24 protein-coding genes are annotated in these 26,030 nt (G+C 65.0%); 9 read left to right on the plus strand and 15 right to left on the minus strand.

The features are described 5' to 3' along the window. Positions 1–118: 118 nt before the first annotated feature. The 9 genes from ACQRBR_RS07685 to ACQRBR_RS07725 all read right to left on the minus strand — a co-directional run bounded on the left by ACQRBR_RS07685 (position 119) and on the right by ACQRBR_RS07725 (position 9,227). A complete protein-coding gene (locus ACQRBR_RS07685; RefSeq protein ID WP_168934711.1) occupies positions 119–1,171 on the minus strand; it encodes a 4Fe-4S dicluster domain-containing protein in 1,053 nt (350 codons plus the stop codon). Next, entirely contained in the window at positions 1,168–2,616 is a 1,449-nt protein-coding gene (locus tag ACQRBR_RS07690) for a hydrogenase iron-sulfur subunit (RefSeq protein WP_006008594.1), read from the minus strand. Before ACQRBR_RS07690 ends, ACQRBR_RS07685 begins: the two co-directional genes overlap by 4 nt. Continuing rightward, positions 2,604–4,565 (minus strand): CoB--CoM heterodisulfide reductase iron-sulfur subunit A family protein, encoded by a 1,962-nt coding sequence (locus ACQRBR_RS07695; RefSeq protein WP_006008592.1) that lies wholly within the window; start codon positions 4,563–4,565, stop codon positions 2,604–2,606. Before ACQRBR_RS07695 ends, ACQRBR_RS07690 begins: the two co-directional genes overlap by 13 nt. Further along, positions 4,562–5,482: a CoB--CoM heterodisulfide reductase iron-sulfur subunit B family protein gene (locus tag ACQRBR_RS07700; protein WP_006008590.1), complete on the minus strand. Its 921-nt coding sequence runs from the start codon at positions 5,480–5,482 to the stop codon at positions 4,562–4,564. The genes ACQRBR_RS07695 and ACQRBR_RS07700 overlap by 4 nt, the downstream gene beginning before the upstream one ends. Further along, positions 5,479–6,063 (minus strand): 4Fe-4S dicluster domain-containing protein, encoded by a 585-nt coding sequence (locus ACQRBR_RS07705; RefSeq protein WP_006008589.1) that lies wholly within the window; start codon positions 6,061–6,063, stop codon positions 5,479–5,481. The genes ACQRBR_RS07700 and ACQRBR_RS07705 overlap by 4 nt, the downstream gene beginning before the upstream one ends. Before the next feature lie 151 nt (positions 6,064–6,214). Beyond that, a complete protein-coding gene (aroQ, locus tag ACQRBR_RS07710) occupies positions 6,215–6,664 on the minus strand; it encodes a type II 3-dehydroquinate dehydratase (protein WP_427812702.1) in 450 nt (149 codons plus the stop codon). A 15-nt stretch (positions 6,665–6,679) separates the two neighbouring features. Further along, entirely contained in the window at positions 6,680–7,528 is an 849-nt protein-coding gene (aroE, locus tag ACQRBR_RS07715) for a shikimate dehydrogenase (RefSeq protein WP_427812703.1), read from the minus strand. Between the two features lie 47 nt (positions 7,529–7,575). After that, a complete protein-coding gene (locus tag ACQRBR_RS07720; RefSeq protein WP_427812704.1) occupies positions 7,576–7,962 on the minus strand; it encodes a rhodanese-like domain-containing protein in 387 nt (128 codons plus the stop codon). Positions 7,963–8,030: 68 nt separating this feature from the next. After that, complete coding sequence (locus ACQRBR_RS07725) at positions 8,031–9,227, minus strand: pyridoxal phosphate-dependent aminotransferase (protein ID WP_278882530.1); 1,197 nt, start codon at positions 9,225–9,227, stop codon at positions 8,031–8,033. Positions 9,228–9,365: 138 nt separating this feature from the next. On the opposite strand from ACQRBR_RS07725, the gene ACQRBR_RS07730 reads away from it, so the two are divergent. Next, positions 9,366–9,818 (plus strand): MbtF, encoded by a 453-nt coding sequence (locus tag ACQRBR_RS07730; RefSeq protein WP_303879637.1) that lies wholly within the window; start codon positions 9,366–9,368, stop codon positions 9,816–9,818. Between the two features lie 228 nt (positions 9,819–10,046). Here the strand turns inward: ACQRBR_RS07730 and ACQRBR_RS07735 are convergent, their stop codons facing one another. Continuing rightward, the gene (locus ACQRBR_RS07735; RefSeq protein WP_303879635.1) at positions 10,047–10,589 is read right to left on the minus strand and encodes a hypothetical protein; all 543 of its coding nucleotides are present in this window, start codon (positions 10,587–10,589) and stop codon (positions 10,047–10,049) included. A gap of 78 nt (positions 10,590–10,667) precedes the next feature. Beyond that, on the minus strand, positions 10,668–11,174 hold the full coding sequence (locus ACQRBR_RS07740) for a peptidylprolyl isomerase (RefSeq protein WP_168934720.1): 507 nt from the start codon (positions 11,172–11,174) through the stop codon (positions 10,668–10,670). Between the two features lie 142 nt (positions 11,175–11,316). Between ACQRBR_RS07740 and mutY the strand changes: the two genes are divergently transcribed. The 7 genes from mutY (at position 11,317) to ACQRBR_RS07775 (ending at position 20,709) form a co-directional block, all read left to right on the plus strand. Then, complete coding sequence (mutY, locus tag ACQRBR_RS07745; RefSeq protein ID WP_427812705.1) at positions 11,317–12,516, plus strand: A/G-specific adenine glycosylase; 1,200 nt, start codon at positions 11,317–11,319, stop codon at positions 12,514–12,516. Between the two features lie 604 nt (positions 12,517–13,120). Next, entirely contained in the window at positions 13,121–13,855 is a 735-nt protein-coding gene (locus tag ACQRBR_RS07750; RefSeq protein ID WP_168934721.1) for a ribosome maturation factor RimP, read from the plus strand. Between the two features lie 136 nt (positions 13,856–13,991). Beyond that, positions 13,992–15,311, plus strand: coding sequence for a transcription termination factor NusA (nusA, locus tag ACQRBR_RS07755; protein WP_303879631.1), 1,320 nt, complete (start codon positions 13,992–13,994; stop codon positions 15,309–15,311). Between the two features lie 40 nt (positions 15,312–15,351). After that, positions 15,352–15,543 (plus strand): YlxR family protein, encoded by a 192-nt coding sequence (locus ACQRBR_RS07760; protein ID WP_317313593.1) that lies wholly within the window; start codon positions 15,352–15,354, stop codon positions 15,541–15,543. Then, positions 15,543–18,677 (plus strand): translation initiation factor IF-2, encoded by a 3,135-nt coding sequence (gene infB, locus ACQRBR_RS07765; protein ID WP_303740137.1) that lies wholly within the window; start codon positions 15,543–15,545, stop codon positions 18,675–18,677. Before ACQRBR_RS07760 ends, infB begins: the two co-directional genes overlap by 1 nt. Positions 18,678–19,415: 738 nt before the next feature. Beyond that, on the plus strand, positions 19,416–19,709 hold the full coding sequence (locus ACQRBR_RS07770) for a DUF503 domain-containing protein (protein WP_040370061.1): 294 nt from the start codon (positions 19,416–19,418) through the stop codon (positions 19,707–19,709). Beyond that, complete coding sequence (locus tag ACQRBR_RS07775; RefSeq protein WP_427812706.1) at positions 19,693–20,709, plus strand: DHH family phosphoesterase; 1,017 nt, start codon at positions 19,693–19,695, stop codon at positions 20,707–20,709. The genes ACQRBR_RS07770 and ACQRBR_RS07775 overlap by 17 nt, the downstream gene beginning before the upstream one ends. A 75-nt stretch (positions 20,710–20,784) precedes the next feature. Here ACQRBR_RS07775 and ACQRBR_RS07780 read toward each other — a convergent pair whose 3' ends face one another. The 3 genes from ACQRBR_RS07780 to argB form a co-directional block, all read right to left on the minus strand. Beyond that, the gene (locus tag ACQRBR_RS07780) at positions 20,785–21,051 is read right to left on the minus strand and encodes a hypothetical protein (protein WP_204626595.1); all 267 of its coding nucleotides are present in this window, start codon (positions 21,049–21,051) and stop codon (positions 20,785–20,787) included. Between the two features lies 1 nt (position 21,052). Further along, the gene (locus ACQRBR_RS07785; RefSeq protein ID WP_239463959.1) at positions 21,053–22,132 is read right to left on the minus strand and encodes a hypothetical protein; all 1,080 of its coding nucleotides are present in this window, start codon (positions 22,130–22,132) and stop codon (positions 21,053–21,055) included. 157 nt (positions 22,133–22,289) lie between these two features. Beyond that, complete coding sequence (gene argB / locus ACQRBR_RS07790; RefSeq protein ID WP_006008566.1) at positions 22,290–23,069, minus strand: acetylglutamate kinase; 780 nt, start codon at positions 23,067–23,069, stop codon at positions 22,290–22,292. Positions 23,070–23,304: 235 nt separating this feature from the next. Here argB and gltX point away from each other — a divergent pair, with 235 nt between their 5' ends. Beyond that, positions 23,305–24,702 carry a glutamate--tRNA ligase gene (gene gltX, locus ACQRBR_RS07795; RefSeq protein WP_168936469.1) on the plus strand — a complete coding sequence of 466 codons (1,398 nt, stop codon included), beginning with the start codon at positions 23,305–23,307 and terminating at the stop codon, positions 24,700–24,702. Positions 24,703–24,941: 239 nt separating this feature from the next. On the opposite strand, the gene ACQRBR_RS07800 is transcribed toward gltX, so the two are convergent. Further along, the gene (locus ACQRBR_RS07800; RefSeq protein WP_427812707.1) at positions 24,942–25,571 is read right to left on the minus strand and encodes a GNAT family N-acetyltransferase; all 630 of its coding nucleotides are present in this window, start codon (positions 25,569–25,571) and stop codon (positions 24,942–24,944) included. Positions 25,572–26,030 lie beyond the last annotated feature (459 nt).

The following is a 26,030-nucleotide window of genomic DNA, read 5'->3' on the forward strand; positions in this document are numbered from 1 at the left end:
CGGGGCAGCCGCAGCGGCAGCCTTCTTGGTCTTGGCTGCGGGCTTGGCAGCAGGCTTGGCGGCAGCCTTCGTGCTTTTGCTCCGGGTGGTAGTTTTCTTGGTAGCCATGAACGAACTCCTACTTGTTGATGGCGTCGAGCACGATGGCGCGGATATCCAGATGCACGGGGCAGTTGCTCACGCAGCGGCCGCAGCCGTTGCAGGAGAAGGCACCCCAGTTCTCGGGATAGGTGGCAAACTTGTGCGACACGCGGTTGCGCATGCGCAGGGCCTTGGCCGTGCGGGGATTGTGCCCGCTGGCTTCACGCGTGAACAGGGGCGACATGCAGTTGTCCCAGGTACGCAGACGGCGGCCCTCACGGCCGTTGAGGCCGTCGCCTTCGTCGGTGATGTTGAAGCAGTAGCAGGTGGGGCAGAAGTAGGTACAGGCCCCGCAGGACAGACAACGGTCGGTCTCCTGCTGCCAGAACTCCACATCCTCGAAGCGGGCGGCCACCTTGGCCGGAGCTTCGGCCAGGCTGGGCGCCTTTTCCAGGCTGGCCCAGGCGGCCTTGCGGGCGGCCTCGGCATCGGCAAAGCGGTCGGCACCGTCGGCCAGGCTGCTGCCTTCCAGCAGGGCCGCGCCCTTGTCGGTCATGGCCTGCAGCACATAGCCGCCTTCCACTTCGGTCATCAGCACGTCGGAACCTTCCGGCGAGGTGGGACCGCCGCCCACCCAGTGGCAGAAGCAGGTGCTGCAACCGCTGGGGCAGGTCAGGGTGATGACGGTGAGCTGGTCACGACGGGCCTTGTAGTACGGGTCCGCGAAGGGGCCGTGCAGGTAGGGCCGGTCCAGGGTCACATAGCCGCGGGCGTCACAGGGACGGCTGCCGAAGACCACGGTGGGCTCGGCCTGCGGCGTATCGTCCAGGGTCATGGTGCATTTGCCCGGATCATTGGGATCCTTGGTCTTGCTGTAGCGCACCAGCACTTCACACTGGGGCAGCACGGCTTCCTTGGCGGGCACGGTGGCCTTGGCCAGGGTGAAGGGCTTGCCTTCCTTCCAGGGCTCGAACACGACCGCGGTCTTGTTGCCCGGCTTTTCTACCGGGGCCAGCACGCGGGCGCTCTTGGAGAGGTGAGCCAGAAAGGCGGGCAGGCCGTCAGCGGTGACGAAACGGGTTATGCTCATTTCCACTCCCTCTCATGGATGTTCTTTTCTTCCAGCTCATAGCCCAGCAGCGGCGGCACGGCTTCGGGGTCCATACCGGCCTTGTAGCCGTCGAAGAGCTGGCTCACGGCACGACCGATCTGCTGGCGCAGGGCCAGGATCGGGATGCCCACGGGGCAGGCCCGCTGGCATTCGCCGCAACCGGTGCAGCGGCCGGCCAGGTGCAGGGCGTGGATGGTCTGGAAGTACAGTTTTTCGCGCACGCTGTCTTCCTGGGTCATCCAGTGGGGATCACGGCTCTCGGCCACGCAGTAGTCGCGGCACACGCACATGGGACAGGCGTTGCGGCAGGCGTAGCAGCGCAGGCAGCGTTCCATCTGGCCGCGCCAGAAGGCCATGCGTTCGGGCAGGGTCATGGAATCCAGCAGGGCCAGCTCGGGCGGCGTGCCGGGGGTGCCTTCCACCGTGGTGGGCGCACCGGCCAGGGTGTCGGCCAGCTTGGCCGTGGGCATGGTGCAGCCGTAGCATTTGCCCTGGGCGCATTCGGTCATGCAGAAGCGGTGTTCCTTGCCGTCGGCGGTGACGGTCACACCGGCCTCGTCATAGACCACGCTGTCGATCTTGTTGTAGCGGCCCAGTTCCTTGTCCACGCGGGCCATGTCCAGGGTGCCTTCGCAGGGCATGGCGAAGATGGTCACGTCGTCGCGGTTGATGAGGTTTTCCTGCAACAGTTCCACCACGGAGCGGGAGTCGCAGCCCTTGACCACGATGCCCACCTTCTTGCCCTTGAAGCTGGGCAGGTAGGTGGCGGGGTTGTTGACGTTGAAGGGGCCCCAGACCAGCTTGTCCACGTCTTCGGGCGTGCGCATGAACAGCGGCACCGTATGCACGGCGTCGTAGCCCTGCTGCCAGCCGATGACGCAGTCCAGTTCGGGCAGCTTGGCCTTGATGGCGGCCTTGAGCTCGTCCAGTTTGGCGTTCTGGCCGGTGCCCAGCGGACGCAGGGACGTGAGGGCCATGTCCACCACCTTGAGCAGCGGCTCGGGATCCTCGAAGCGGGGCGCGGGGCCCAGCTTGTGGATGCGGTCGGTGAAGGTGGTCACCACATGCTGCCAGCGCTGGCCTTCGGAAGCCGAGACCCAGGTGTACTCGAAGCGGCGTTCGTCGATGCCCAGCACGGGCAGGAACTGCTTGAGCACTTCCAGACGGCGGCGGGCATAGTAGTTGCCGGCGGAATAGTGGCAGTCACGCGGGTGGCAGCCCGACACCAGCACACCGTCCGCACCGTTGAGCAGGGCGCGCACGATGAACAGCGGGTCGATGCGGCCCGAACAAGGGACACGGATGATACGCAGGTCGGTGGGCTGGGTGGCACGGGCGACCCCGGCGGTGTCGGCACCGCCGTAGGAACACCAGTTGCAAAGAAAGCCTACGATCCGCAGTTCTTTGCCATTCAGCACTGGCATAAGGCATTCACCTCCGCAAGGATCTGATTGTCAGTAGCGTGCGAAAGCTGGATGGCCCCCTGCGGACAGGTGGAGGTACACACACCGCAACCCTGACATACGGTTTCGATAACCTGCGCCTTCTTCTCGCCGCGGAATTCCACTTCCGTGATGGCGCCGAAGGGGCAGCAACGGATGCACTTGCCGCAGGCCACACAGCGCTTGTTGTCCACCTGCGCGATCTGCGGGTCATTTTCAAGTTTGTCGCGGGCAAAGAGCGCCAGCACCTTGGCCGCGGCGGCCGAGCCCTGGGACACCGACGAGGGGATGTCCTTGGTGCCCTGGCAAACACCGGCCAGGAACACGCCGGCGGTGTTGGTCTCCACGGGCTTCAACTTGGGATGGCTCTCCATGAAGAAGCCGTAGCTGTCGTAGGAGATGCGCAGCTTCTCGGCCAGCTGCGGGGACCCCTTGCTGGCTTCGATGCCCACGGCCAGGACCACCAGGTCGGCGCGGATCTCCACGGGCTGACCCAGCAGGGTGTCCACGCCCTTGACGATGTACTGGCCATTGCCGTCGGGGTAGATCTTGGACACGCGGCCGCGGATGTATTCCGTGCCGTATTCCTCGATGGCACGGCGGGTGAACTCATCATAGAGCTTGGATGGGGCACGGATGTCCATGTAGAAGACGTAGGACTGCGAAGTGGGGATGTGGTCCTTGGTCAGCACGGCCTGCTTGGCGGTGTACATGCAGCAGAAGCCCGAACAGTAGGGACGGCCGATGGACTTGTCGCGCGAGCCCACGCACTGGATGAAGACCACGCTCTGGGGCTCCTTGCCGTCGGAAGGACGCTTGATGTGGCCTTCGGTGGGGCCGGAGGCGGACAGCAGGCGTTCGTACTGCAGGGAGGTGATGACGTCGGGGTACTTGCCGCCGCCGTACTGCTCGTAGATGGTCCAGTCCATGAGGTCGTAACCGGTGGCGGCCACGATGCAGCCCACTTCCTCGGTGATGACCTCGTCCTGCATGTCGTACTTGATGGCGCCGGTGGGGCAGACCTTGGCGCACACGCCGCATTTGCCCTTGGTCATCTGACGGCAATATTCAGGATTGATGACCGCCTTCTTGGGAATGGCCTGCGGGAAGGCGATGTTGATGGCCGTGGTGGGACCGGTGAATTCGTTGAAGGCGTCAGGCGTCTTCTTGCTGGGGCATTTTTCCGTACAGGCGCCGCAGCCGGTGCACAGGCTCCAGTCCACATAGGTGGCGCGCTTGCGGATCTTGACGGTGAAGTTGCCCACGTAGCCGGAGATGTCTTCCACTTCCGACATGGCGTACAGGGTGATGTTGGGATGCTGGGCCACGTCCACCATCTTGGGGCCCAGGATACAGGCCGAGCAGTCCACGGTGGGGAAGGTCTTGTCCAGCTTGGCCATCTTGCCGCCGATAGTGGGCTGGCGTTCCACCAGCACCACGGGCACGCCGCCGTCGGCGCAGTCCAGGGCGGCCTGGATACCGGCCACACCGCCGCCGATGATCAGCACGCGCTTGTTGATGTCGAAGGACTTGGAGAACAGCGGCTTGTTGTTGCGCAGCTTGGCAACGGCCATCTCCACCAGTTCGGCGGCCTTGTTGGTGTTGGCCACCTTGTCCTTGCCGATCCAGGAGACGTGCTCGCGGATGTTGGCCATTTCGAACATGTAGCGGTTCAGGCCGGCGCGTTCCACGGTGCGGCGGAACGTGGGCTCGTGCATGCGCGGGCTGCAGGAGGCCACCACCACGCCGTCCAGCTTGTGCTCGTGGATGGCCGCTTCGATGGCGGCCTGACCGGGCTCGGCACAGGAGTACATGAGGTCCACGGCGTAGACCACATCGGGATAGGCTCGGGCCGTCTCGGCGACCTTGGCGCAATCAACGGTGCCGCCGATATTGCTGCCGCAGTGACAGATGAAAACGCCTATTCTCATGCTTTATCTCCTTCGGGGGCCTGGGCCTTCTGGGCGTCTTCGCGCTGGGTGTCGAGGATGCGCTCCACCAGGGCGTTGGCGCTGACCACCAGCTTGTCGAGGCCCAGTTCGCTGGGCAGCATGCCGAAGGCAAGGCCCATCATCTGGGTGTAGTAGAGCACCGGCATATTGAAATAGCGGTCCACGCCCTTCATGGCCTGTTTCTGGCGCAGGTCCAGGTTCATCTGGCACAGGGGGCAGGCCACCACGATGGCGTCGGCGCCCATGTTGGTGGCCACTTCGAGGATGCGGCCCGACAGCTGCGCCGTCATGGGACGTTCCGGGATACCGAAGGAGGCACCACAGCATTCGGTCTTGAGCGGGAAGTCCAGCATCTCGGCACCGCAGGCGGCCAGCAGTTCTTCCATGAGGGTGGGGTTCTCGGGATCCCCGAACTGCATGAGTTCCGCCGGACGGCTCATGAGACAGCCGTAATAGGCCACCAGCTTGAGGCCGCGCAGGCTGCGCTTCACATGGCTGGCGATGGCCTTGGCGTCGTACATCTGGGCGATGCCCTGCATGACGGAGGTCACGGGCGGGAAGCTCTCGGCCGCGGGGTTGTCCAGCAGCTCGTTGACGCGGGCGCGGAACTCCGGCTTTTCCATGCGTTTGGCCGCATGGCGCAGGTTGGAGAGGCAGCTCGGACAGGGCGTCACCACCATGTCGGCCTGGGTGCGGGCGGCGATGTCCAGGTTGCGCACGCACAGGGCCGCGGAAAGTTCGGTATCCACCGCATGGGCGGGCGTGGAACCACAGCAGTTCCAGTCGGGCAGCTCTTCCAGACGCATGCCCAGGGCACCGCACACGGCCTGGGTGGACATTTCGTAATCGGCCGAAGAACCCTTGGCCGAACAGCCGGGATAGTAGGCAAGTCTCATGGGCGCACCCCCTCACGCTTGGCGCGTTCCTTGTAGCGGGTCATGATGCGGCCCACAGCCTCGGCGCCGCCGTTGGGAATGGAATGGGGCTTGAAGCCCAGCTTCTGCTTGGCCAGGGCCTGGGGAGCCAGGTCCACGTCCGTGAAGACGCGCAGGGAGCGCAACATGTACAGGACCATGGTGCCGATCTCGTAGGTCCGCCCGAACTTGCGCACGGTATCGAGGAAGGAAAACCAGAATTTTTCCACCTTGGGCACGGCCACGCGCCCTTCCTTGCGGGCCATGTGACGCAGGGTCTCCATGACCTCGGCCACATCGATGTTGTTGGGGCAGCGGAGGCTGCAGGTGGAACAGGACAGACACATCCAGATGGAGCGGGAGTTCAGCACCTGGTCTTTCAGACCCAGTTGCACGCCACGCATGATCTGGTTGGCCTGCAGGTCATAGACGAAGCCCGCAGGACAGCCAGCCGAGCAGTTGCCGCACTGGTAGCAGGTGGAGACGTTTTGCCCGCTCTGCGCTTCCACCGCGGCGGTAAAGTCGCGGTCACGCTTTCGGGTCAGATCAATGGCGTCGTTCATGGAAACTCTCAAGGTTAGAGTCTGAAGGACAAAGACATACCAATTTGCAGCAGACTAGCGCGTCTGCATGAAAAAATCCAGCCAAAGCGCACATGTTTTTTACGATCCGCACAGTTCGCAAAGTCTTGGCTGGCGGGCATTTTCCGCCACGTCAGGCATCCTTGCGTTCCAGCAGCGAACAGGCCGCGCGCAGGCCCAGCAGATAGCTGTCCACACCGAAGCCCGCGATGCTGCCCGCGCTGACCGTGGACAGCACCGAATGGTGACGGAACTCCTCACGGGCATGGACGTTGGACATATGCACTTCCACTACCGGGATGGACAGTATGCCCAGGGCATCCATGATGGCGTAGCTGTAATGGGTCCAGGCCCCGGCATTGATGACGATGGCGTCCGTGCCGTCCGTGAGGGCCGCGTGGATGCGTTCCACCATCGCGCCCTCGTGATTTGTCTGGAAGGTCTCCAGCGCCACGCCCAGTTCACCGGCCAGCCCGCGCAGGGCCGCGTCGATGTCGGCCAGGGTGGCATGGCCGTAATGACGGGGGTCACGTTTACCGAACATGTCGAGATTGACGCCGTGGAGGACGAGGATCTTGCGCATGGTATCCCTCCTGACTCAGGCGCGCGCGGCGCCCAGCTGATGTTCCAGGGCCAGGCGGGCGGCCTGCGGCATATCCTGCCCGGTCCAGAGGCGGAACTGGGCCTCGCCCTGACGGAAAAACATTTCCAGGCCGCTGATGGTGGCCCAGCCGCGGGCCTGTGCCTCGCGCAGGAACAGGGTACGCAGCGGGTTGTAGACGATGTCGTAGGCCACGGGCACGCAACCGTCCGCCGGAGCCGGGGCCCGATCGAAATCATAGGGGCTCTGGTCCTCGGCCTTGCCGTGCATGCCCAGGGGCGTGGTGTTGACCAGCAATGAGGCCGCCACGTCATGGCGCTCGGCCCAGGGCACGGCCGTGACGCCGAAACGCTCCACCAGCGGCGCATGGGAACGGTCGGAAGGCGTGGTCACGAAGATGCGACGGCAGCCGTGCAGCCACAGGCCGCAGACCACGGCGCGGGCGGCCCCTCCGGCGCCCAGCACCAGGACGGGGGTGGCCGGGTCGAGGCCGCGTTCCAGCAGGGGATGCATGAAGCCGGTCACGTCGGTGTTCTCGCCGCAAAGCCGGTCGTCCTGCCAATACAGGGTGTTGGCGGCGCCCATGAGCTCCACGCGCTCGCTGCGGTGATCCAGCAGGGGCAGGATCTCCACCTTGTGCGGCAGGGTGACGGAGCAGCCGCGGATGCCCAGCAGGCGCATGCTGCTCACGAATTGCGGCAGTTTTTCCGGAGGCAGCTCCCAGAGCATGTAGGCCGCGGGGATGCCCAGGGCCTGGAAAGCGGTGTTGTGCAACAGCGGGCTCAGGCTCTGGGCCAGGGGCCAGCCGATGACGCCATAGAGAGAAGAGGGGATGAAAGCGGACATAAGGCAATTTCCATAAAGGAGAAGGCACGGCCGGGCCGTGCGGGACATTATTCTTCGGGCAGCCCGGCGGACCGCCAGGAGCGGAAGCCGTCGGCAAGGTGCAGCACGTCGTCCCGGCCCCACTGCCGCAACAGGCGCATGGCCTGCCCGGAGCGGTTGCCCGAACGGCAATAGAGCAGGATGGGCACGTCCTCGCGCGCCAGGGCTTCCAGCTGCTGCCGGAAATCCGGGGCGAAGAAATCCAGGTTGCGGGCGCCGGGCAGATGCCCGTCCCGGAACTCTTCCGGGGTACGGATGTCCAGCACCACCAGACCGGCAGGCGGCCGGGCCAGCACCTGACGGGCCTCATCCGGGCCGATGTCGCGGGCCCAGACGCCCGCGGCAGGCAGCAGGAGACAGCACAGCAGGACAAAAAGGGACAGGAGACGGGACACGATACCTCCGGAAGACGCAGGAGACAAAAAGGGCGGGAAGGCGCACGCCCTCCCGCCCCCAAAAGACGTTACTTGCCGGCCACCGCGGCGTAGGCGCGGGCGAAGCCTTCGGCGGCATTGCGGATGACGGTCTCGTCCACGCAGAAGGCCAGGCGGAAATAGCCGGGGCAGCCGAAGCCGGAACCGGGCACGGCCAGCACGCGTTCTTCCACCAGACGGTTGACGAAGGCCACGTCGTCACCGCCGGGGGCCTGCGGGAAGAAATAGAAGGCACCGGCGGGCATCTGGAAGCTGTAGCCGGCATTGGTCAGCACCTCGGCCATGGCCTGACGGCGGCGGGCGTAGATCTCCACGTCCACCTGGCTGCCCAGGGCGGCGGCCATGATGTGCTGGCCCACCACGGGCGGGTTGACGAAGCCGAGGATGCGGTTGGTCAGGGTCAGCGCGGCCATGAGCTTGGCACGGTCGGCCAGCTTGGGCGAAACGGCCACATAGCCCACGCGTTCGCCGGGCAGGGACAGGTTCTTGGAGAAGGAGCTGATGACCACGGCGTACTGGTACAGGGGCAGCACCGAGGGCACTTCCACGCCGTCGTAGGTCAGGAAGCGGTAGGGCTCGTCGGCGATGAGCCAGATGGGATGGCCGTACTGCTCGCTCTTGTTCTCCAGCAGGCGGCACAGGGAGGTGACGGCCTTGCGGCTGTAGACCACGCCCGTGGGGTTGTGGGGCGAGTTGATGAGCACCACGCGGGTCTTCTCGTCGATGGCTTCTTCCAGGGCGTCCAGGTCGGGCTCAAAGGTACCGGGCTTGCTCATGATGGCCTGGAGGCTGCCGCCGTGGTTGGCCACATAAAAGCCGTATTCCACAAAATACGGGGCAAAGGTCAGCATCTTCTCGCCGGGATTGATGACGGCGCGCAGGAAGGCATTGAGGCCGCCGGCGGCACCGCAGGTGAGCAGCACGTCATTGGCCTCCAGGGCCACGCCCTGCTCCTTGCTCAGGTGGGCGGCCAGCTGTTCGCGCGCCCAGGGGAAACCGGCATTGGGCATGTAGCCGAAAGCGAAAGGTTCACCGGCATGTTCGGCAAAACGGCGCAGGCCCTCGCCCACAGCGGCGGGGGCGGGCAGGTCGGGATTGCCCAGGCTGAAGTCATAGACGTTCTCCGCACCGTAGCGGGCTTTCAACTGGCCGCCGGCCTCGAACATGCGGCGGATCCAGGAGGCATTTTCCAGATAGCCGGAAACGCTTTCTGCAAGAAGGGACATGGGTTTCTCCTGAGTTGTTGTCCACGCAATCCTGGCGGAGCGCACAGGGCTCGTCAGACTGCTGATCCTATTGTCATTCTGGTGACTATCCAGTATAGCTTGCGAAGGCTGGAAATAGCAAATACCCGGAGGCCCCTCATGCGCAAGCGTTTTTCTGGAAAAAACCTGTACCGTGCTCCGCTTCTGCTGGGCGCGACCCTGATGCTCTCGGCCTGCGGCCTGTGGCAGGACAGCAACGAGCCCCCCGCCCAGCCGGAAACGCCCCCTGACATGCAGGTGGACGTGAAGCTGCGCGCCCTGCACCGCTGCTCGCGTATCTCGCCCGAAATGGTGGTCACCAACGTGCCCAAGGGCACGGATTACTTCGATGTCCGCCTGCTGGAAAACGAGCCGCAGGAACGCCTGCTGGGCGGCGGCAACTGGGAGAACGACGGCACCGGCATCATCCCCGAAGGCGCCCTGACGCGGGTCTATACCGGCCCCTGCCCGCCGGAAGGCCAGAGCCGCCAGTACACCTATGTGATCTCCGCCATGTCCCACAAGAGCAAGCAGCCCCTGAGCGTCCGGGTCTATCCCTTCGTCCAGGAATAGGCTGGGAACTTTCGGGAGCCTCCCCTGCGGAGCGCTGCCATGACGGGCATGGCCTGACCGCCGGCCCTTCGCCCTCTATGTCCGGGGGGCTGCCCTTACGAACATCCGCCGCTATGGTGAATCCGCAGCGGCATCCCTGAAAAAACAGCAGGACCGCCGTCCCCCAGCCCAAAGGCACTACGGGGACGGCGGTCCTGTCGTTTTCCTTACGGAAGAGATCCCGACGTGTTACTTGTTGCCCAGGGTCTCCTGGAGCACGTCGATCATGAAGGCATCGGGATTCTTGGCGCAGGCGGCCAGGAACTTGTCCAGGGTCTCCTGCTTGGTCAGGATGGACTTTTCCGTCACATTGTACTGACGGTTGTAGGCATCCAGCCAGATGACAAAGCCGCTGCCGTTCTCGGGATGTTCGTTATAGGCGCGGCACTTGGTCACGTCGGCTTCCCATTCGCCGCTGATGGGGCGGGGCAGCTTTTTCTTGAGGGGCTCCCAGATCTCGGCCACCACCGCGGTGGGCTGCTCCTGGCACATAAGGTAGGCCTGGGGCACCAGCACGTTGATGGCCTGCGGGTCAGCCACGGTGTAGCCGATGTTGGAGCTCACGAAGCCGTCGATCTGCAGGGCCTGGAAGACGGGCGGATCCTGACTGACGGCGCCCTGCGCCACGAATTCAGCGCAGATGTAGTTGGCGGGGTCAATCTTTTCGTCTTCCGCCTGGGCAGCCAGGGGCAGGGCCAGCAGCAGGCAGCAGCACAAAAGCCATTTTTTCATGTTTCCTCCTGAAAATCCGGCAGCCCCACGGCAGGCGTGGGGCTGACAGTTCAGAATCGGTGAGGAACAGGCCGCGGCCTATTCGAAGCGGCTGGCGCCGGTGATGAGCACCATGTCGGTGGGCACGTTCTCGTGGAAGCCCACGCTCTTGGTCTTGACCTTGGCGATCTTGTCCACCACGTCCATGCCTTCCACGACCTTGCCGAACACGCAGTAGCCCCAGCCGCTGGGCACGGGAGCGCTGTAGTTCAGGAAGTCGTTGTCCACCAGGTTGATGAAGAACTGGGCGGTGGCGCTGTGAGGATCCATGGTGCGGGCCATGGCGATGGTGCCGCGGTCATTGGAAAGACCGTTGTCGGCTTCGTTCTTGATGGGGGCGCGGGTGGCCTTCTCGTCCATGCGGGGGCCAAGGCCGCCGCCCTGGATCATGAAGCCGGGGATCACGCGATGGAAAATGGTGTTGGCATAAAAGCCGTCATCCACATATTGCAGGAAGTTGGCGACGGTGTCGGGAGCCTTGTCGGGGAAGAGCTCGATCAGGATGTCGCCCGAGGTCGTTTCCAGCAGCACGGTGGGATTGGACATGGTAACTCCTTGAGGGAAATTTGCGGCGGCCGTGCAACACGGCGGCCATCCGTCTCTATACGACAAGCGGCCGGCAAAGACAATGCGCCCCTCTCCGCCCCGGCGGGGTGACAGGAAGGGCCCGCGCGGCTACACTGCGGCCATGAGATCCCGCCAGACCACCGGCCAGCATACGCTGCCGTCCCTTGTCCCCGTCACCGGTGCCGTGCCGCCGCCCGGCCACCGTCCGCCCGAAGACCACCTCCCCGAGCTGCAGCAGGCCCTGCTCGCCTGGTTCGACGCCAATGCCCGGCCCCTGCCCTGGCGGCGCCGTTACACGCCCTACGAGGTCTGGATCTCGGAGATCATGCTCCAGCAGACCCAGATGGAACGCGGTGTCAGCTACTTTTTGCGCTGGATGGAGCGCTTTCCCGATCTGCCCGCCCTGGCCGCCGCCTCCGAGGAAGAGGTGCTGCACGCCTGGGAGGGCCTGGGCTACTATTCCCGTGCCCGCAACCTGCTGGCCGCCGCCCGTCTGGTCATGCAGGAACACGGCGGCGTCTTCCCTTCCGATCCCGAAGCCATCCGCGCCCTGCCCGGTATCGGCCCCTACACCACGGCCGCCATCGCCAGCATCGCCTTCAACCTGCCCGTGGCCTGCATCGACGCCAACGTGGAACGGGTCATCGCCCGCGTCTTCGATGTGGACAGCCCGGTCAAGTCCGGCCCGGCCGCCGTACGCATCGCGGAGCTGGCCCGCCGCATCCTGCCCGAAGGCGAGGCCCGCCGCCACAACCAGGCCATGATGGAGCTGGGCGCCCTGGTCTGCGGCAAAAAGCCCCGCTGCGGCCAGTGCCCTCTGGCCCGTTTCTGCACGGCCCTGCACCTGGGCATCGTGCATGAACGCCCCGTGCCGGGCAAAAAGGCGGAGATCACTCCCATCGAGGTGGTGACCGGCGTTCTTTCCAGCCACGACCGCGTCTTCGTCCAAAAGCGCCTGCCCCAGGGGGCCTGGGGTGGTCTGTGGGAATTCCCCGGCGGCCGCGTGGAGCCCGGCGAGACGCCGGAACAGGCCGTGGTGCGCGAGTTCGCCGAAGAAACGGGCTTCATCGTCCGGGTGACGGCCCCGCTGGGCATCATCCGCCACGGCTACACCACCTACCGGGTGCGCCTGCACTGCTTCGCCCTGGAGCTGGTCACGGAGGATACGCCCCGACCGCCCGAGCCCCCCGTGCTCACGGCGGCCACGGCCTGCCGCTGGCTGGAGCGCGGAGAGCTGGAGAGCCTGGCCATGCCCGCCGCCCACCGCAAGCTGGCCGACAGCCTCACGGCGCCGAAAGGACCGCTGCTGAAGATTTTTTAGGCTGTTTTTGAGGGGGAAAGGGGCCCCCTCATCTCTGCTGCCGAGATCCATAGCTTCCTGCGTCGCAACGGGCACGGCCCTGCGGGCCGCCATCCGGTCGCATCTCTGCTGTCGATGCCCGTAGGGCTCCTGCGTCGCCAACGGGCACGGCCCTGCGGGCCGCCATCCGGTCGCTGCCGGCGCGAGAGGGGTTCCCCCCTCAAACTCCCCCCTCCCCAGCGCACGTTATCAGGGGAGACAGCGCGTCCTTCCCGCCCTCCACCGCAGGACCGGAAACGGGATGACCCGCGCTCGCAGGAGTCCGGGACGGCGGCCCCCCTGTCCTCCTCTCCCAAGTGAAGCCACACAGGTCCGCGCCGCACTGGATGTCCGGCCTGCCCGCAGCAGTCTTGCCCGAAAAATCCGCGCCAAAAGCGGATTTTTCCGCCCCGGACCATGAAAAAAGGCTTGACAGGCCCCTGATTCTCTCCTTATATGGTTGTCCGAAATGGCGCGGCAGTCACTGCCGCATCATCCTGATGCAGAACATGCGTTCACAACGGGGTGGCCTCAACAGGCCCCCTTTTTTTTGTACTTGCGACCGGGCAGACGCCCAGGAAGGGACATGAGCGAAAACAGCCTCAAGGAAACCGTCACCCGTCTGGCCACGCCCCTGGTCCAGGCTCAGGGTCTTGAAATCTGGGGTGTGGAGATCGCCCAGGCAGGCCGCACCACGGTGCGTGTGTTCGTCGACCTGCCGCTGGAGGTCAAACAGGCCCAGGCCGCGCTGTCCGCCGACAGCGATCCCGCCGACAACCTTGAGGACAGCGCCGACATCATGACGGCCCGCTCCGCCAGCATCGACCAGTGCGAGGAGATCTCGCGCCAGCTCGGTCTGGCCCTCGAAGTGGAAGACCTCATCGAACAGGCCTATGTGCTGGAAGTCTCCACGCCCGGCTTCAGCCGTCTGTTCTTCTCTCTCGACCAGATGCGTTCCTATGTGGGCGACATGGTGGAACTGCGCATGGTCTCCGCCTACGCTCCCGAAAACGCCCCCGCGGCCCGTCGCGCCTGGCGCGGCGTCCTGCGCGAAGTCACCGACAGCGCCGTGCGCGTGGCCCCGGCCAGCGTCTCGGCCGAGGGCGACATCTGCCCCGAGGCCATGGACGAGGTCCTGGTGCCCTGGGACATGGTGCGCCGCGCCAGCCGCATCCATATTTTCCGCCAGCCGCAGAAGCCCGGCAAGCAGCCCGCCCGCAAGGCCGCCAAGGCCGCGCCCCAGGGCGACGCCCCCAAGAAGGGCAAGGGCAAGAGCGGCAAGAGCAAGCATCCCGGCCGCAACGAGGCCGAAGACATATAACCGCACGGGCACGCCCTGCGGTCCTCTCACGCGGCCGCAAGGCCGCTTCGTCATCACCCGCCCGTGACGGCGGTTTCCGGCCCCGGCCGGTACACCAGGAAATTTATGCCGCCCTGTGCGGCAGCCGGAGGTAGCAATGAACCTTGAACTCAAAAAGGCCATTGACCAGATCAGCAAAGACAAGGGCCTTGACCGCGACATGCTCATCAAGACGCTTGAAGATGCCGTGCGCACCTCGGTGCAGCGCCGCTTCAGCGAAGATATGGATGTGGAAGTCCGGTACAACGACAACACCGGCGACATCGAAGTCTACCAGTTCAAGATCGTGGTGGAAGACGGCGAGGTCGAGAACGAAGACACCCACATCGGCATCACCGAAGCCCGCACCCATGATCCCTCCGTGCAGATCGACGACGAAGTCGGTTTCCGCGTGAAGGTGGAAGACCTGGGCCGCATCGCCGCCCAGTCCGCCAAGCAGGTCATTATCCAGCGCATGCGCGACGCCGAGCAGGAGATCATCTACGACGAGTACAAGGACCGCATGGGCGAGATCGTCTCCGGTATCGTGCAGCGTCGCGACAAGGGCGGCTGGGTGGTCAACCTGGGCCGCACCGAAGCCATCCTGCCCCGTGAGGAGCAGATCCCCCGCGAACATTACAAGCGCAACGACCGCGTGCAGGCCATCATCATCGACGTGCGCAAGGAAGGCCGCGGCCCGCAGGTGGTCGTCTCCCGCGCGCACCGCGACTACATGGCCGCCCTGTTCCGCCGCGAAGTGCCCGAAGTGGACGACGGTGTGGTGCAGATCATGGGCGTGGCCCGCGACCCCGGCTCCCGCGCCAAGGTGGCCGTGCTCTCCCGCGAGCGTGACGTGGATCCCGTGGGCGCCTGCGTGGGCGTGCGCGGTTCGCGCATCCAGAACATCGTGCAGGAACTGCGCGGCGAACGCATCGACATCGTGGTCTGGAGCCCCGATATCGCCACCTACGCCCGCAACGCCCTGGCCCCGGCCATGGTCTCCCGCATCGTGGTGGACGAAGAAGAAAACCTGCTGGAAGTCATCGTGCCCGATGACCAGCTGACCAACGCCATCGGCCGCAAGGGCCAGAACGTCAAGCTGGCTGCCCGCCTGCTGGGCTGGAAGGTCGATATCTTCACCGAGACCCGCTACAACGAGGCCAATGCCATCGGCCACGGTCTGGAGCAGGTGGCCAGCGTGGCCGAAGTCTCCATGAACCAGCTGCTGGAAGCGGGCTACACCTCGCTGGACCTGCTGCGCCAGGCCACTGACGAGGAACTGTCCGACAAGCTGGCCATCTCGGACAGCCGCATCGCCGACCTGCGTTCGGCCATCAACTTCCTGGCCCCCGTGGCCGAGCCCGAACCCCGGGCCGCTGAGGAAGAAACGACCGACGCCGGCAACGGTGAAAAAGCCCAGGATGGTGATGAAGACTAGCCCCGACGCGCCCGCCGAGGGCTGCGAAGGGCCAGTGAGAATGTGCGTCATCTGCCGCCGCCGTTTCGCCAAGGCGGCACTGACGCGCCACGTGCGCGACGCGCACGGAAATTTGATTATCGACGCGCCGCAGACCAGTCCGGGCAGGGGCTGGTACCTGTGTGACGATCCGGCCTGCGCGGCACGATTCGCCAAGTTCAGACCGTCCAGACGGCGCAAGGGGGAAAAGTAATGTCGGACAGTAAAATCAAAATCAAGGATCTTGCCACTGAGCTCAAGATGGATGCCAAGGAACTGCTGCAGGAGCTGCAGTCCATGGGCTTCAACGTCAAGAGCGCCCAGGGCTCCATCCCCATGGAAGAAGTGAGCGGGGTTCGCGACCGTGTGGCCGAGAACCGCCAGCGCAAGGCCGACCGCAAGGACGATCAGCCCACGGTCATCGTGCGCCGCCGCCGCGTGAAGGACGAAGCCCCGGCCGAAGAACAGCCCGTGGCCGAGACCAAGGCCGAAGCCGCGCCCGAAAAGGCTCCCGAACCGGCCGCCCCGGTGGAGACGCCCGCCGCCCGCGTGATCTCCGTCCCCGAGCCTGAAAAGGCTCCCGAGGTCAAGCCCGAACCTGTGAAGGCCGAACCCAAGGCCGAAAAGACTCCCGAACCCGTCGCCCCGGTGGAAACGCCTGCCGCCCGCGTGGTGGCCGCCCCCGAGGCCGAAAAGGCTCCTGAAGCCAAGCCCGAACCCGTGAAGAACGAAGCCAAAGCCGAACCCAGGACCGAAGCCAAGCGCGAAGCCCGCGTGGAAAAGGCGACGCCCCAGACCGCCCGCGTGGTGGCTCCGGCCGGCGCCCGCGTCATCAGCCGCCCCGATACCACGCCCACGGCCCGTATCATCCGGCCCGCCCAGGCCGCCGCTCCCGTGACCAAGACGGAAGCCAAGGCCGAGCCCAAGCCCGAAAAGGCCCCCGAAGCCAAGCCCGAAGTGCGCAAGAGCGCCGTGCTGGCCGCCATCAACGCCAAGGAAGCCGCCGAGAACGGCGCCGCGGAAAAGGCCGCCAAGCCCCGCGCCGGCCGTCCTGACGCTTCGGCCATGCCCGAAGGCTCCTCCGCTCCCACGCTGCCCCAGCGCGAGGCCCGCGAGAACCGTGACGACCGTCCCGCCGAAGCCACGCCCACCCGCGCCCGCGTGGTGGCCCCGGCTCCCCAGGTGCGCGTCATCTCCCGTCCCCAGCCCGGCGCCACGCCCGCTCGTGACAGCCGTGACGGCGGACGCGACCGCGACGGCGGCCGTGATGGCCGTGACCGCGACGGTCGTGACAACCGTTCCGGCCGCCCCGGCGGCAACCGTTCCGGCTTTGGTGACCGTCCCCGCGGCGGTGCGCCCCGTCCCGCCGGTGGCGGCTACAGCGCTCCCGCGCCTGCCGCTCCCCTGGACAGCCGCGACGGCCAGAGCAAGAAAAAGCGCAACAAGGGCCGCCGCACCGTCGATTTCCAGCAGGGCGATTTTGGCCGCCATCAGGACGATGATGACGCGCCGCGCATGAACCGCAGCACCCGCGGCCGCCGCAAGCCCGGCAAGCCCGCCGCCGTGCAGGCCACCCAGCCGCTCAAGGCCGCCAAGCGCAAGATCCGCGTGACCGAAGCCATCCGCGTGGCCGACATGGCCCACCAGATGGGCCTCAAGGCCAACGAGATCATCAAGGTGCTCTTCGGCCTGGGCGTCATGGCCACCATCAACCAGTCGCTGGATATCGACACCGCCACCCTGGTGGCCGCCGAATTCGACTACGAAGTGGAAAAGGCCGGCTTCTCCGAAGAAGATTACCTGCTGCCCCAGCAGGAGGATAAGCCCGAAGATCTCAAGCCCCGTCCTCCGGTCGTCACCATCATGGGCCACGTCGACCACGGCAAGACCTCGCTGCTGGACGCCATCCGCAAGTCCAACGTCACCAGCGGCGAAGCCGGCGGCATCACCCAGCACATCGGTGCCTACCATGTGAAGACCAAGCGCGGCGAGATCGTCTTCCTCGACACCCCCGGTCACGAAGCCTTCACCGCCATGCGCGCCCGCGGCGCCCAGGTCACCGACCTGGTCATCCTGGTGGTGGCCGCCGACGACGGCGTCATGGAGCAGACCCGCGAAGCCGTGAACCACTCGCGCGCCGCCGGTGTGCCCATCATGGTGGCCGTCAACAAGATGGACAAGCCCGGCGCCGATCCCGACCGCGTGCTGCGCGAACTGTCCGAGATGGGCCTGCAGCCCGAAGACTGGGGCGGCGATACCATCGTGGCCAAGGTCTCCGCCAAGACCCGCCAGGGCCTGGACGACCTGCTGGAACTGGTGGCCCTGCAGTCCGAGATCATGGACCTCAAGGCCAACCCCAACAAGCCCGCCCACGGCCGCATCGTGGAAGCCAAGCTGGACAAGGGCCGCGGCCCCGTGGCCACCGTGCTCATCCAGGAAGGCACCCTGCACCAGGGCGACAACTTCGTGTGCGGCCAGTTCTCCGGCCGCGTGCGCGCCCTGATGAACGACCAGGGCAAAAAGGTCAAGGAAGCCGGTCCCTCCATCCCTGTGGAAGTGCAGGGCTTTGAAGGCGTGCCCGAAGCCGGTGAAGAATTCTTCGCCGTGGCCGACGAAAAGCTGGCCCGCCGCATCGCCGAAATGCGCGCCACCAAGCAGCGCGAACGCGATCTGGCCAGCGAATCCAAGGTCACCCTGGAAACCTTCCTGTCGCGCCGCGCCTCCGACCAGGAGACCCTGACCCTCAACCTGGTGCTCAAGGCCGACGTACAGGGCAGCCTGGAAGCCATCACCGAGGCCCTCAACAAGCAGAGCACGGAAAAGGTGCGCATCAACGTGGTGCACGGTGGCACCGGCGCCATCTCCGAGTCCGACATCATGCTGGCTTCCGCCTCGCAGGCCATCATCATCGGCTTCAACGTGCGTCCCACCTCGCGCATCAAGGACATCGCCGAACGCGAGAACGTGGATATCCGCTTCTACGATATCATCTACAAGCTGGTGGATGACATCAAGAGCGCCATGGCCGGTCTGCTGGCTCCCGTGCAGCGCGAAGTCTACCTGGGCCAGGCTGAGGTCCGTAACACCTTCAGCGTGCCCAAGGTCGGCATCATCGCCGGTTCCTATGTGGCCGACGGCAAGATCGCCCGTAACGCCGGCGTGCGCCTGCTCCGCGACGGCGTGGTGGTCTACACCGGCAAGATCAGCTCCCTCAAGCGCTTCAAGGACGACGCCCGCGAAGTGGTCAAGGGCAACGAATGCGGCGTGGGCCTGGAAAACTTCAACGACGTCAAGATCGGCGACATCATCGAAGCCTTCGAGACCGTCGAGGAAGCTGCCACCCTGTAAGCCGCGGTGGCCCGGGCGGCCCGTCCCCTGCCGGACCGTCGCCCCTCGTAGCTTCCTGCGTCGCAACGATGGGCGCATCGAAACCTTCGAGACCGTCGAGGAAGCTGCCACCCTGTAACAACGACAACCCGTGTCATGGCCGGGCCTGCCCCCGGTCATGGCAACGGATACCCCCATCGGGGAATGTCCCCCTTTTCCCCGCCAAGGCGGCCGGTCTTCCGGCCGCCTTTTTTGATGCTGTCAGGACAGGTGAGGGGGAAAGGGGACCTTTTTGAAAAAAGGTCTCCTTCCCCCCCTCACACTCCCCCCATCCTCCCAAAAACTTTTATGCAGGTCTGCGGCAGGCAGTCATGACGCACAGGCCTCTCTGCTGCCTCTGGTCCCCCGGCGACATCCTGAAAAGGATGAACACGATGGCCCGATGGGGGAAAACCACAGGAGGGCCGGCATCCTGTTCTTCCTTCCCCTTCCAGCCTTTCCTGTAGCTGTCCCTGCCGGATGTCGCAAAACGGATGCTCTTTTCAAATGCGGCACTATCCTTTACAAAATACGCCTGCTTTCCTGCCTTTTCGCGAAGAGGGGCACGATAGCAGGCCCGCCGGGCAACGGCGGGGACCTGACATACCGACCCGAACAAAAGTTTTACGGGGGGATGGGGGTCCGGGGGAAGGGGGACGCTTTTCCAAAAGCGTCCCTCTTCCCCCGGCCTTGCCTCTCCCGAGGCCCGATACCATGCCCATGTTCGTAGCAGTCCTGACTGTGGAATTTGCCCTTGACGGCAACGACAACCTCAAGGCCAAGCGCCGTGTGGCCAACAGTCTGAAGCAAAAGGTACGCAACCGCTTCAACGTGGCTATCGCCGAGGCAGGCACCGAGAACAGCCTGACCCGCCTGCGGCTGGCCGTGACGTCCATCTCCAACAGCGAGAGCCATTTGCGCAGCCGCATGGACAAGTGCGCGCTGATGATGGAAGCCGTCTGCACCGAAGAAATGACCGACAGCGAGGTAGAGATCTATGCCGTTGATGACTGAGATACCTGAAAACTGGCGCGAGCCCGCCGCGCGCATGGTGACGAGCCTGCGCGGTCTGGACCGGGTGCTGATGGCCGCCCATGTGAACCCCGACGGCGACGCCCTGGGCTCCATGAGCGCCCTGGGCTGGCTGCTGAAAGCTATGGGCAAGGAATTCGTCCTCTACAGCCCCTCGGGCGTACCGGACTATCTGTCCTTCCTTCCCCTGCCTTGCACGCTGCTCACCAGCCTTGAGCGCCTGCCCTTCGAGCCCCAGGCCCTGGTCCTGCTGGACTGCGGCGAGCCCCACCGCCTGGGCGACGATCTGGCCGCGGCTCTGGAAGGCCGCTTTGCCGGGACGGCCATCGTCAATATCGACCATCATCTGGGCAGCGACGGCATGGGGACGGTCGACAACTGGATCGAGCCCGCCGCCGCGGCCACGGCACAGCTGGCGGCCTATGTCTGCCTGGCGGCCGGTCTGCGCCCGGAAGGCCCGCTGGGCGAATCCCTGGCCCTCGGCCTGGTGACCGATACCGGCGGCTTCCTGCACGGCAGCACCACGGCCGCCGTCTTCCGCCTGGCGGCCCTGCTCAGCGACAGCGGCTGTGACATCCACAAGCTGCGCGAAAAGCTCGACAACAACTGGAGCCCGGCCCGCATGGCGCTCTGGGCCCGGCTCATGCAGCGTGTGGAGATCAGCTGTGACGGCCGCGCGGCCCTGGCGCTGGCCCGTCTGGAAGACCTGCGCCAGTGCGGGGCCCTCAAGGAAGATCTGGAAGGGCTGGTGGAGCAGTTCCGCCGCCTGCGCGGCGTGGAGGCCTCCGGCATCCTGCGGGAGGACGCGCCCGGCGTCTACAAGCTCAGCCTGCGTTCCACGGGTACTACGGACGTGCGTTCCGTGGCCGTGCAGTTTGGTGGCGGCGGGCACCGCAACGCCGCGGGCGGGACGCTGCGCATGGAAGGCGAGGAGGCCTTCGACGCCGTCCGTACGGCCCTGTGCCGCATGTTGCGGGGCTGATCCGGCCAGCCGTAAAAATGGAAAGGGACCGCGTATGCGGTCCCTTTTTTTATGCGGATATGGCTGCGTCTCCCGCTAGTCGGGGATGTAGCGGTTGATGGTGGCCGCGCCTTCTTCATGAGCGCGGTAATAGATGCGCAGCTCGCCCTTGTCGTCCAGCTCGAAGCGGGACTCCTGGACAAGGCCGTTGACCTCGGCCGTCATCAACGCGGAAAGGATGTCTTTTTTATTAAGGGCCCGGAAGGAACCATAGGTGCCCTTGAGGGCCTCGATGATGTCTTCGGGGCAGGCTTCGTCCACCGTGGTCAGATACTTGAGGATGGCAAAGTTCAGGGGTCTCATCCTACTGCTCCTTTCTGTGGAAGAGGGCCAGGGGATTGGTGGCGATGGTGAAGATGCCCACGACCATCAGAACGGCGCCCACCCAGGCCACCGGCACCATGTTCCAGCCGTCCAGACCGAAGACGACGCCCAGGATGAGCCAGCAGAAGAAGGGCCCCCAGAAGGAATAGGCACCGTTACAGGCCATGCCCAGGGCCGCACCGCACATGGCGTTGCCCCGGTACCAGCACATGAAGTTGAAGTAGCACAGGAAACCGGCCACCACGAACCACTTCATGGAATCCACGTCGGCAAGGGCCTTGCCCAGCATGGCAAAGCCGTCCGTCTGGCCGATCCAGCCCAGGATGGGCACCAGGATGATGAGGTTGGAGATGCCGATGGTCACTTCACGGATGGTGATGCCCACTTCGGAGTCGATGATGGACACCCCGTAACCGCACACGCAGCCTTCGATGCCCCAGCCCAGGGCCGCCAGGAAGCCGAAGAACAGGCCCAGCATCATGTGGGGACGCGCCTCGATGCCGCCCATGCTGGAAAAGCCGATCAGGGCGCTGGCCGAAAGACAGATCAGGATGCCCAGCATCATGCGGGGCGTCAGGGGCTGCCGGAACAGGAAGCGGGCCAGGATGGCGCCGATGGCCGGGCACAGGGCGCTGATGGGCACGACGATGGAGCCGGCCATCTGCAGGCCCACCACATAACAGGTGGAGGCGAAGGGGCCGCCGAACAGCGCCGCCACCAGCATCATCATGCCGGGACGCGTCTTGAAGCTGCGCCCGAAGTCGCCCAGTTTGCCGCGCAGGGCCGCCATGATGAGCGCCCAGATGGCCGCACAGCCGTCAGTGAGGCCGGCGCCCAGGGCGCTCAGCAGAAAGAGGACCGCGAATTCCGACAGGCCGGAATTCTCGCCGTACCAGACGGCCCAGATGCCCATGGCCATGGCGTAGGTCATGAAGGCCGTGTACATGCCGTAGACCATGCCGGACGAGACAGCCGTCAGGATGCCCCGCGTCTGGAAACTTTTTTTCATGGCCCGTCTGGCGGCCACGGCAGCCGCACTGGGAGCAGCACATTGTGTCATGACTCCTCCAAATGATCCCTTGCCGGGATCTCAGTAAGTTACAGTGCACATGGCGGCACCGGGCCTTCCCCGCCCAGGGGATACCGGCCCCGGTACCGGCAAGGACTGGCAGCGCCGGGAAGGGACGGCCCTCCCGGCATCCTCTCTTCCGCAAAAACTAGGCCGTGACCACCGTTCCCAGCGGTTCGCCGTCCAGCAGATAACGGCGCAGGCTGGACGGCTGGCGGCCATCCAGGATCAGGGCCCGGGAGCAGCCTTCGTCCAGGGCATGCAGACAGGACTGCACCTTGGGAATCATGCCGCCGTTGATGACACCGGCCTCGATGAGCTCGGCGATGCGGGCGCGGTCCAGGGAGGGGATCAGCTTTTTGTCCGCATCCAGGACGCCGGGCACGTCGGAGATCAGCACGAAGTAGTCGGCATGCAGGGCCCCGGCCACGGCACCGGCCGCCGTGTCCGCATTGATGTTCAGGGCCTGGCCTTCAGGACCGGAGGCCACCGGCGCCACCACGGGCAGGAAGCCGCCGTCCAGCAGGCAGGAAAGCACGGAGGCATCGACCTTTTCCACATCGCCCACCAGGCCCAGCACAGGGTCCTTCACCCGCGCCCGCAGCAGGCCCGCATCACGCCCGGAAAGACCCGCGGCACGGGCGCCGTGCTGCAAGAAGCGGCTGACCACGGTCTTGTTGACCTGGCCGCACAGCACCATCTCCACGGCCTGCATGGTGTCGGCATCGGTCACGCGCAGGCCCTTCTCAAAACGGCTCTCGATGGCCAGGCGGTTCAGCAGGGCGTTGATCTGGGGCCCGCCGCCATGCACCACCACCAGGCGCATGCTCTGCTGCAGAAAAGCCATGTCGTCGGCAAAGGCCGCATTCAGTTCGTCCTTGTCCATGGCATGGCCGCCGTACTTGATGACAACAGTCTGGGTGCTCATATCTTCTCCTTGAGGCACAGGCATGAAAATGCGGTAAGACCGCCTCACCGCTGTAGCACCCCCGGCCGGGGAGGCGCAAGATGCCCGCCGATCCCCATGTGCTGCCCGCCATTGCAAGGCAGGCGTATTGGGGTTATCCTGCTCTGCCTTACAGCCGCAGGGGCAAGGCTCCGCGCCCCCTGCATACCGACAGCAAAATCACCTCGACGGCCTGCCGTCGATGAAGGACAGTACCATGAATAAAGTCGTTACCCGTTTCGCGCCCAGCCCCACGGGCCATCTGCACATCGGCGGCGCGCGTACCGCCATCTTCTGCTGGCTGCTGGCCCGCCACTTCGGCGGCGAGTTCCACCTGCGCATCGAGGACACCGACCTGCTGCGCTCCAAGCAGGAGTACACCGACTCCATCCTGGCTTCCATGCGCTGGCTGGGACTGGACTGGGACGGCCCCCTCAACTACCAGACCCAGCGCACCGAGCTGTACAACAGCTATGTGGACAAGCTGCTGGAGACCGGCCACGCCTACTGGTGCTCCTGCACCCCCGAGGAAGTGGAAGCCATGCGCGAAAAAGCCCGCGCCCAGGGCCTGAAGCCCCGTTACAACGGCTGCTGCCGTGAACGCAACCTGGGCCCCGGCGAAGGCCGCTGCGTGCGCCTCAAGGCCCCTCAGGCCGGCAAGGTCGTGTTCGATGACATGGTCAAGGGCCGCATCGCCGTGGACGTGAGCGAGCTGGACGACATGGTCATCCGTCGTGCCGACGGCATGCCCACCTACAACATGGCCGTGGTGGTGGACGACTACGAAATGGGCATCACCCACGTCATCCGCGGTGACGACCACGTGTCCAACACCCCCCGCCAGATCCTCATCTACGAAGCCCTGGGCCTGCCCGTGCCCACCTTCGGTCATGTGCCCATGATCCTGGGCCCCGACCGCCAGAAGCTCTCCAAGCGTCACGGCGCCCGTGCCGTTATCGAGTACCAAAACGACGGCCTGCTGCCCCAGGCCCTGGTCAACTATCTGGTGCGTCTGGGCTGGTCCCACGGCGACCAGGAGATCTTCACCCAGGAAGAACTCATCAAATTCTTCGACGGTACCAGCCTCAACCCCGCTGCCGCCGCCTTCGACCCGGCCAAGCTGGAGTGGATCAACGCCCACTTCATGCGTGAGATGCCCCTGGACGAACTGGCCAAGCTGGTGCGTCCCTTCGTGGAAAAAGCCGGTCTGCCCGCCGATGTCGCCGACGACAAGCTGGCCGCCCTGTGCCACATGTTCCGCGAGCGTGCCGGGGACCTCAAGGCCCTGGCCGAATCCTTCCGTCCCCTGCTGGTCAGCGCCGACGAGCTGGCCTATGACGAAAAGGCCTGCGCCAAGAACCTGACCGATGCCAGCAAGGCCCACCTCAATGCCGTGGCCGAACTCTTCGCCGCCTGCGATCCCTTCGATGCTCCCAGCCTCGAAGCCGCCCTGCACGGCTACATCGAAGGCAACGGCCTCAAGTTCAAGGACGTGGCCCCGGCCCTGCGCACGGCTCTCATGGGCTTCATGGGCGGCCCCCACCTGCCCGAGATCATGGCTTTCCTGGGCAAGGACGCCAGCCTGGCCCGCATCCGCCGCGCCGCAGGCATGTAAGCCTCTTCTGACAGCCCCTTGCGGGCACCCTGAAAAATAAAAAAGCTGCCTCACGTCATCGTGAGGCAGCTTTTTTGTCATCTATCGGGCCGCTCCGTCAGAACAGTTATCTGCCGTCCTGCCCTATTCGCCTGTCTGCGAACCCTGGCATACTGGAGTCCGGGACGATCCGGGAAGGCTCAGACATCTCCTATAAAAAAATCCCCCGTCCTGCGCCATGGGTCGGTCTCTCTCCCGTACTACAGGTTCCAGCTTGCCTTGCGGGCCACATAGAGCAGGTGCTCCATGTCCTGCCCGTAATAATGCTTGCTGAAGCGTCCGCACAGTTCCATACCATTGCGCCGGGCCACCTCAAGAGAAGGTGTATTATCGTCTCTGATGCACGAAAAGACTTCCGGTACACCCAGTACGTCAAAAGCGAATTCCATGCACGCACGGGCCGATTCTGTGGCATATCCGTGGTGCCAGTAGTTCTTTGCCAGCAGATACCCCACTTCCGGGACCTGCAAGGTCCGGGGCGTGGCATCGATACGCTCGCTGAGCAACGTGGAAGTCCCCGCCTCTTCTCCGGCCGGACCTGATTCGTCCGCTTCGCTATCAGCCGCAGCGGTACAGACCGTCACCCCCGCACAGTCCTGCATGGTGATGCCGCACTGCCCGATCATTTCTCCCGTCTCCCGCAATTCCACGGCCAGCGCTCCATAGCCCGGCACCACATAGCGGGCCTGCTGGCGCCGCAGCCAGTCCCAGACTTCCCTGTCACTGAAGGCATGCCCGTAGGCGTACATCACCCCGGGATCCTGCAGGTAGCGGCACAGGGCCGGGAAATCCGCATCCGTCATGGGACGCAGGCAACAACGTTCCGTCATGATCTCCAGCATCGATCCAGCTCCATCAGTAATATCTTGCGGAGGGCAAAGTGCCCTGTTCTTGTCCGCTTGTCCATAGGATTTCAGAAAATCTTCCAACAGGGGGCCACGGGACCAGGAAAAAAGATCGTTACATTACTCCGGCAGCCTGCAGCACCACCTGCCCGCTCCGGTACGGCCCACAAGCCCGTGCCTGCCTCGCTCTCACTGCCAGCGCCATTATTGCCTGCGTATGGCCTTACGAAATTCCGGTCATCCGGCCTCACCGCAGGGCCTCCCATCCTCGCACAGGCCCCACCGGCAAAAGTTTTTGGAAGGGAGGGGTGCGGGGAGGGAGAACCTTTTTCCAAAAAGGTTTCCCCCCCCCCAAGCTTTTCCCGTCTTCACATCTCCAGGCGTCTGCCTGCCGTCCCCAAACAAAAAAATCCCCGATGGAGCGGGGATAAAAAAAGACCCCCT

Source organism: Desulfovibrio sp. SGI.133 (assembly GCF_050313955.1).
Taxonomy (GTDB): Bacteria; Desulfobacterota; Desulfovibrionia; order Desulfovibrionales; family Desulfovibrionaceae; genus Desulfovibrio.

Coding starts and splice junctions, on each gene's coding strand:
- ACQRBR_RS07685 (WP_168934711.1), bottom strand. CDS start 1,171: ATGAGCATAACCCGTTTCGTCACCGCTGACGGCCTGCCCGCCTTTCTG.
- ACQRBR_RS07690 (WP_006008594.1), bottom strand. CDS start 2,616: ATGCCAGTGCTGAATGGCAAAGAACTGCGGATCGTAGGCTTTCTTTGC.
- ACQRBR_RS07695 (WP_006008592.1), bottom strand. CDS start 4,565: ATGAGAATAGGCGTTTTCATCTGTCACTGCGGCAGCAATATCGGCGGC.
- ACQRBR_RS07700 (WP_006008590.1), bottom strand. CDS start 5,482: ATGAGACTTGCCTACTATCCCGGCTGTTCGGCCAAGGGTTCTTCGGCC.
- ACQRBR_RS07705 (WP_006008589.1), bottom strand. CDS start 6,063: ATGAACGACGCCATTGATCTGACCCGAAAGCGTGACCGCGACTTTACC.
- aroQ (WP_427812702.1), bottom strand. CDS start 6,664: ATGCGCAAGATCCTCGTCCTCCACGGCGTCAATCTCGACATGTTCGGT.
- aroE (WP_427812703.1), bottom strand. CDS start 7,528: ATGTCCGCTTTCATCCCCTCTTCTCTCTATGGCGTCATCGGCTGGCCC.
- ACQRBR_RS07725 (WP_278882530.1), bottom strand. CDS start 9,227: ATGTCCCTTCTTGCAGAAAGCGTTTCCGGCTATCTGGAAAATGCCTCC.
- ACQRBR_RS07730 (WP_303879637.1), top strand. CDS start 9,366: ATGCGCAAGCGTTTTTCTGGAAAAAACCTGTACCGTGCTCCGCTTCTG.
- ACQRBR_RS07735 (WP_303879635.1), bottom strand. CDS start 10,589: ATGAAAAAATGGCTTTTGTGCTGCTGCCTGCTGCTGGCCCTGCCCCTG.
- ACQRBR_RS07740 (WP_168934720.1), bottom strand. CDS start 11,174: ATGTCCAATCCCACCGTGCTGCTGGAAACGACCTCGGGCGACATCCTG.
- mutY (WP_427812705.1), top strand. CDS start 11,317: ATGAGATCCCGCCAGACCACCGGCCAGCATACGCTGCCGTCCCTTGTC.
- ACQRBR_RS07750 (WP_168934721.1), top strand. CDS start 13,121: ATGAGCGAAAACAGCCTCAAGGAAACCGTCACCCGTCTGGCCACGCCC.
- nusA (WP_303879631.1), top strand. CDS start 13,992: ATGAACCTTGAACTCAAAAAGGCCATTGACCAGATCAGCAAAGACAAG.
- ACQRBR_RS07760 (WP_317313593.1), top strand. CDS start 15,352: ATGTGCGTCATCTGCCGCCGCCGTTTCGCCAAGGCGGCACTGACGCGC.
- infB (WP_303740137.1), top strand. CDS start 15,543: ATGTCGGACAGTAAAATCAAAATCAAGGATCTTGCCACTGAGCTCAAG.
- ACQRBR_RS07770 (WP_040370061.1), top strand. CDS start 19,416: ATGTTCGTAGCAGTCCTGACTGTGGAATTTGCCCTTGACGGCAACGAC.
- ACQRBR_RS07775 (WP_427812706.1), top strand. CDS start 19,693: ATGCCGTTGATGACTGAGATACCTGAAAACTGGCGCGAGCCCGCCGCG.
- ACQRBR_RS07780 (WP_204626595.1), bottom strand. CDS start 21,051: ATGAGACCCCTGAACTTTGCCATCCTCAAGTATCTGACCACGGTGGAC.
- ACQRBR_RS07785 (WP_239463959.1), bottom strand. CDS start 22,132: ATGACACAATGTGCTGCTCCCAGTGCGGCTGCCGTGGCCGCCAGACGG.
- argB (WP_006008566.1), bottom strand. CDS start 23,069: ATGAGCACCCAGACTGTTGTCATCAAGTACGGCGGCCATGCCATGGAC.
- gltX (WP_168936469.1), top strand. CDS start 23,305: ATGAATAAAGTCGTTACCCGTTTCGCGCCCAGCCCCACGGGCCATCTG.
- ACQRBR_RS07800 (WP_427812707.1), bottom strand. CDS start 25,571: ATGACGGAACGTTGTTGCCTGCGTCCCATGACGGATGCGGATTTCCCG.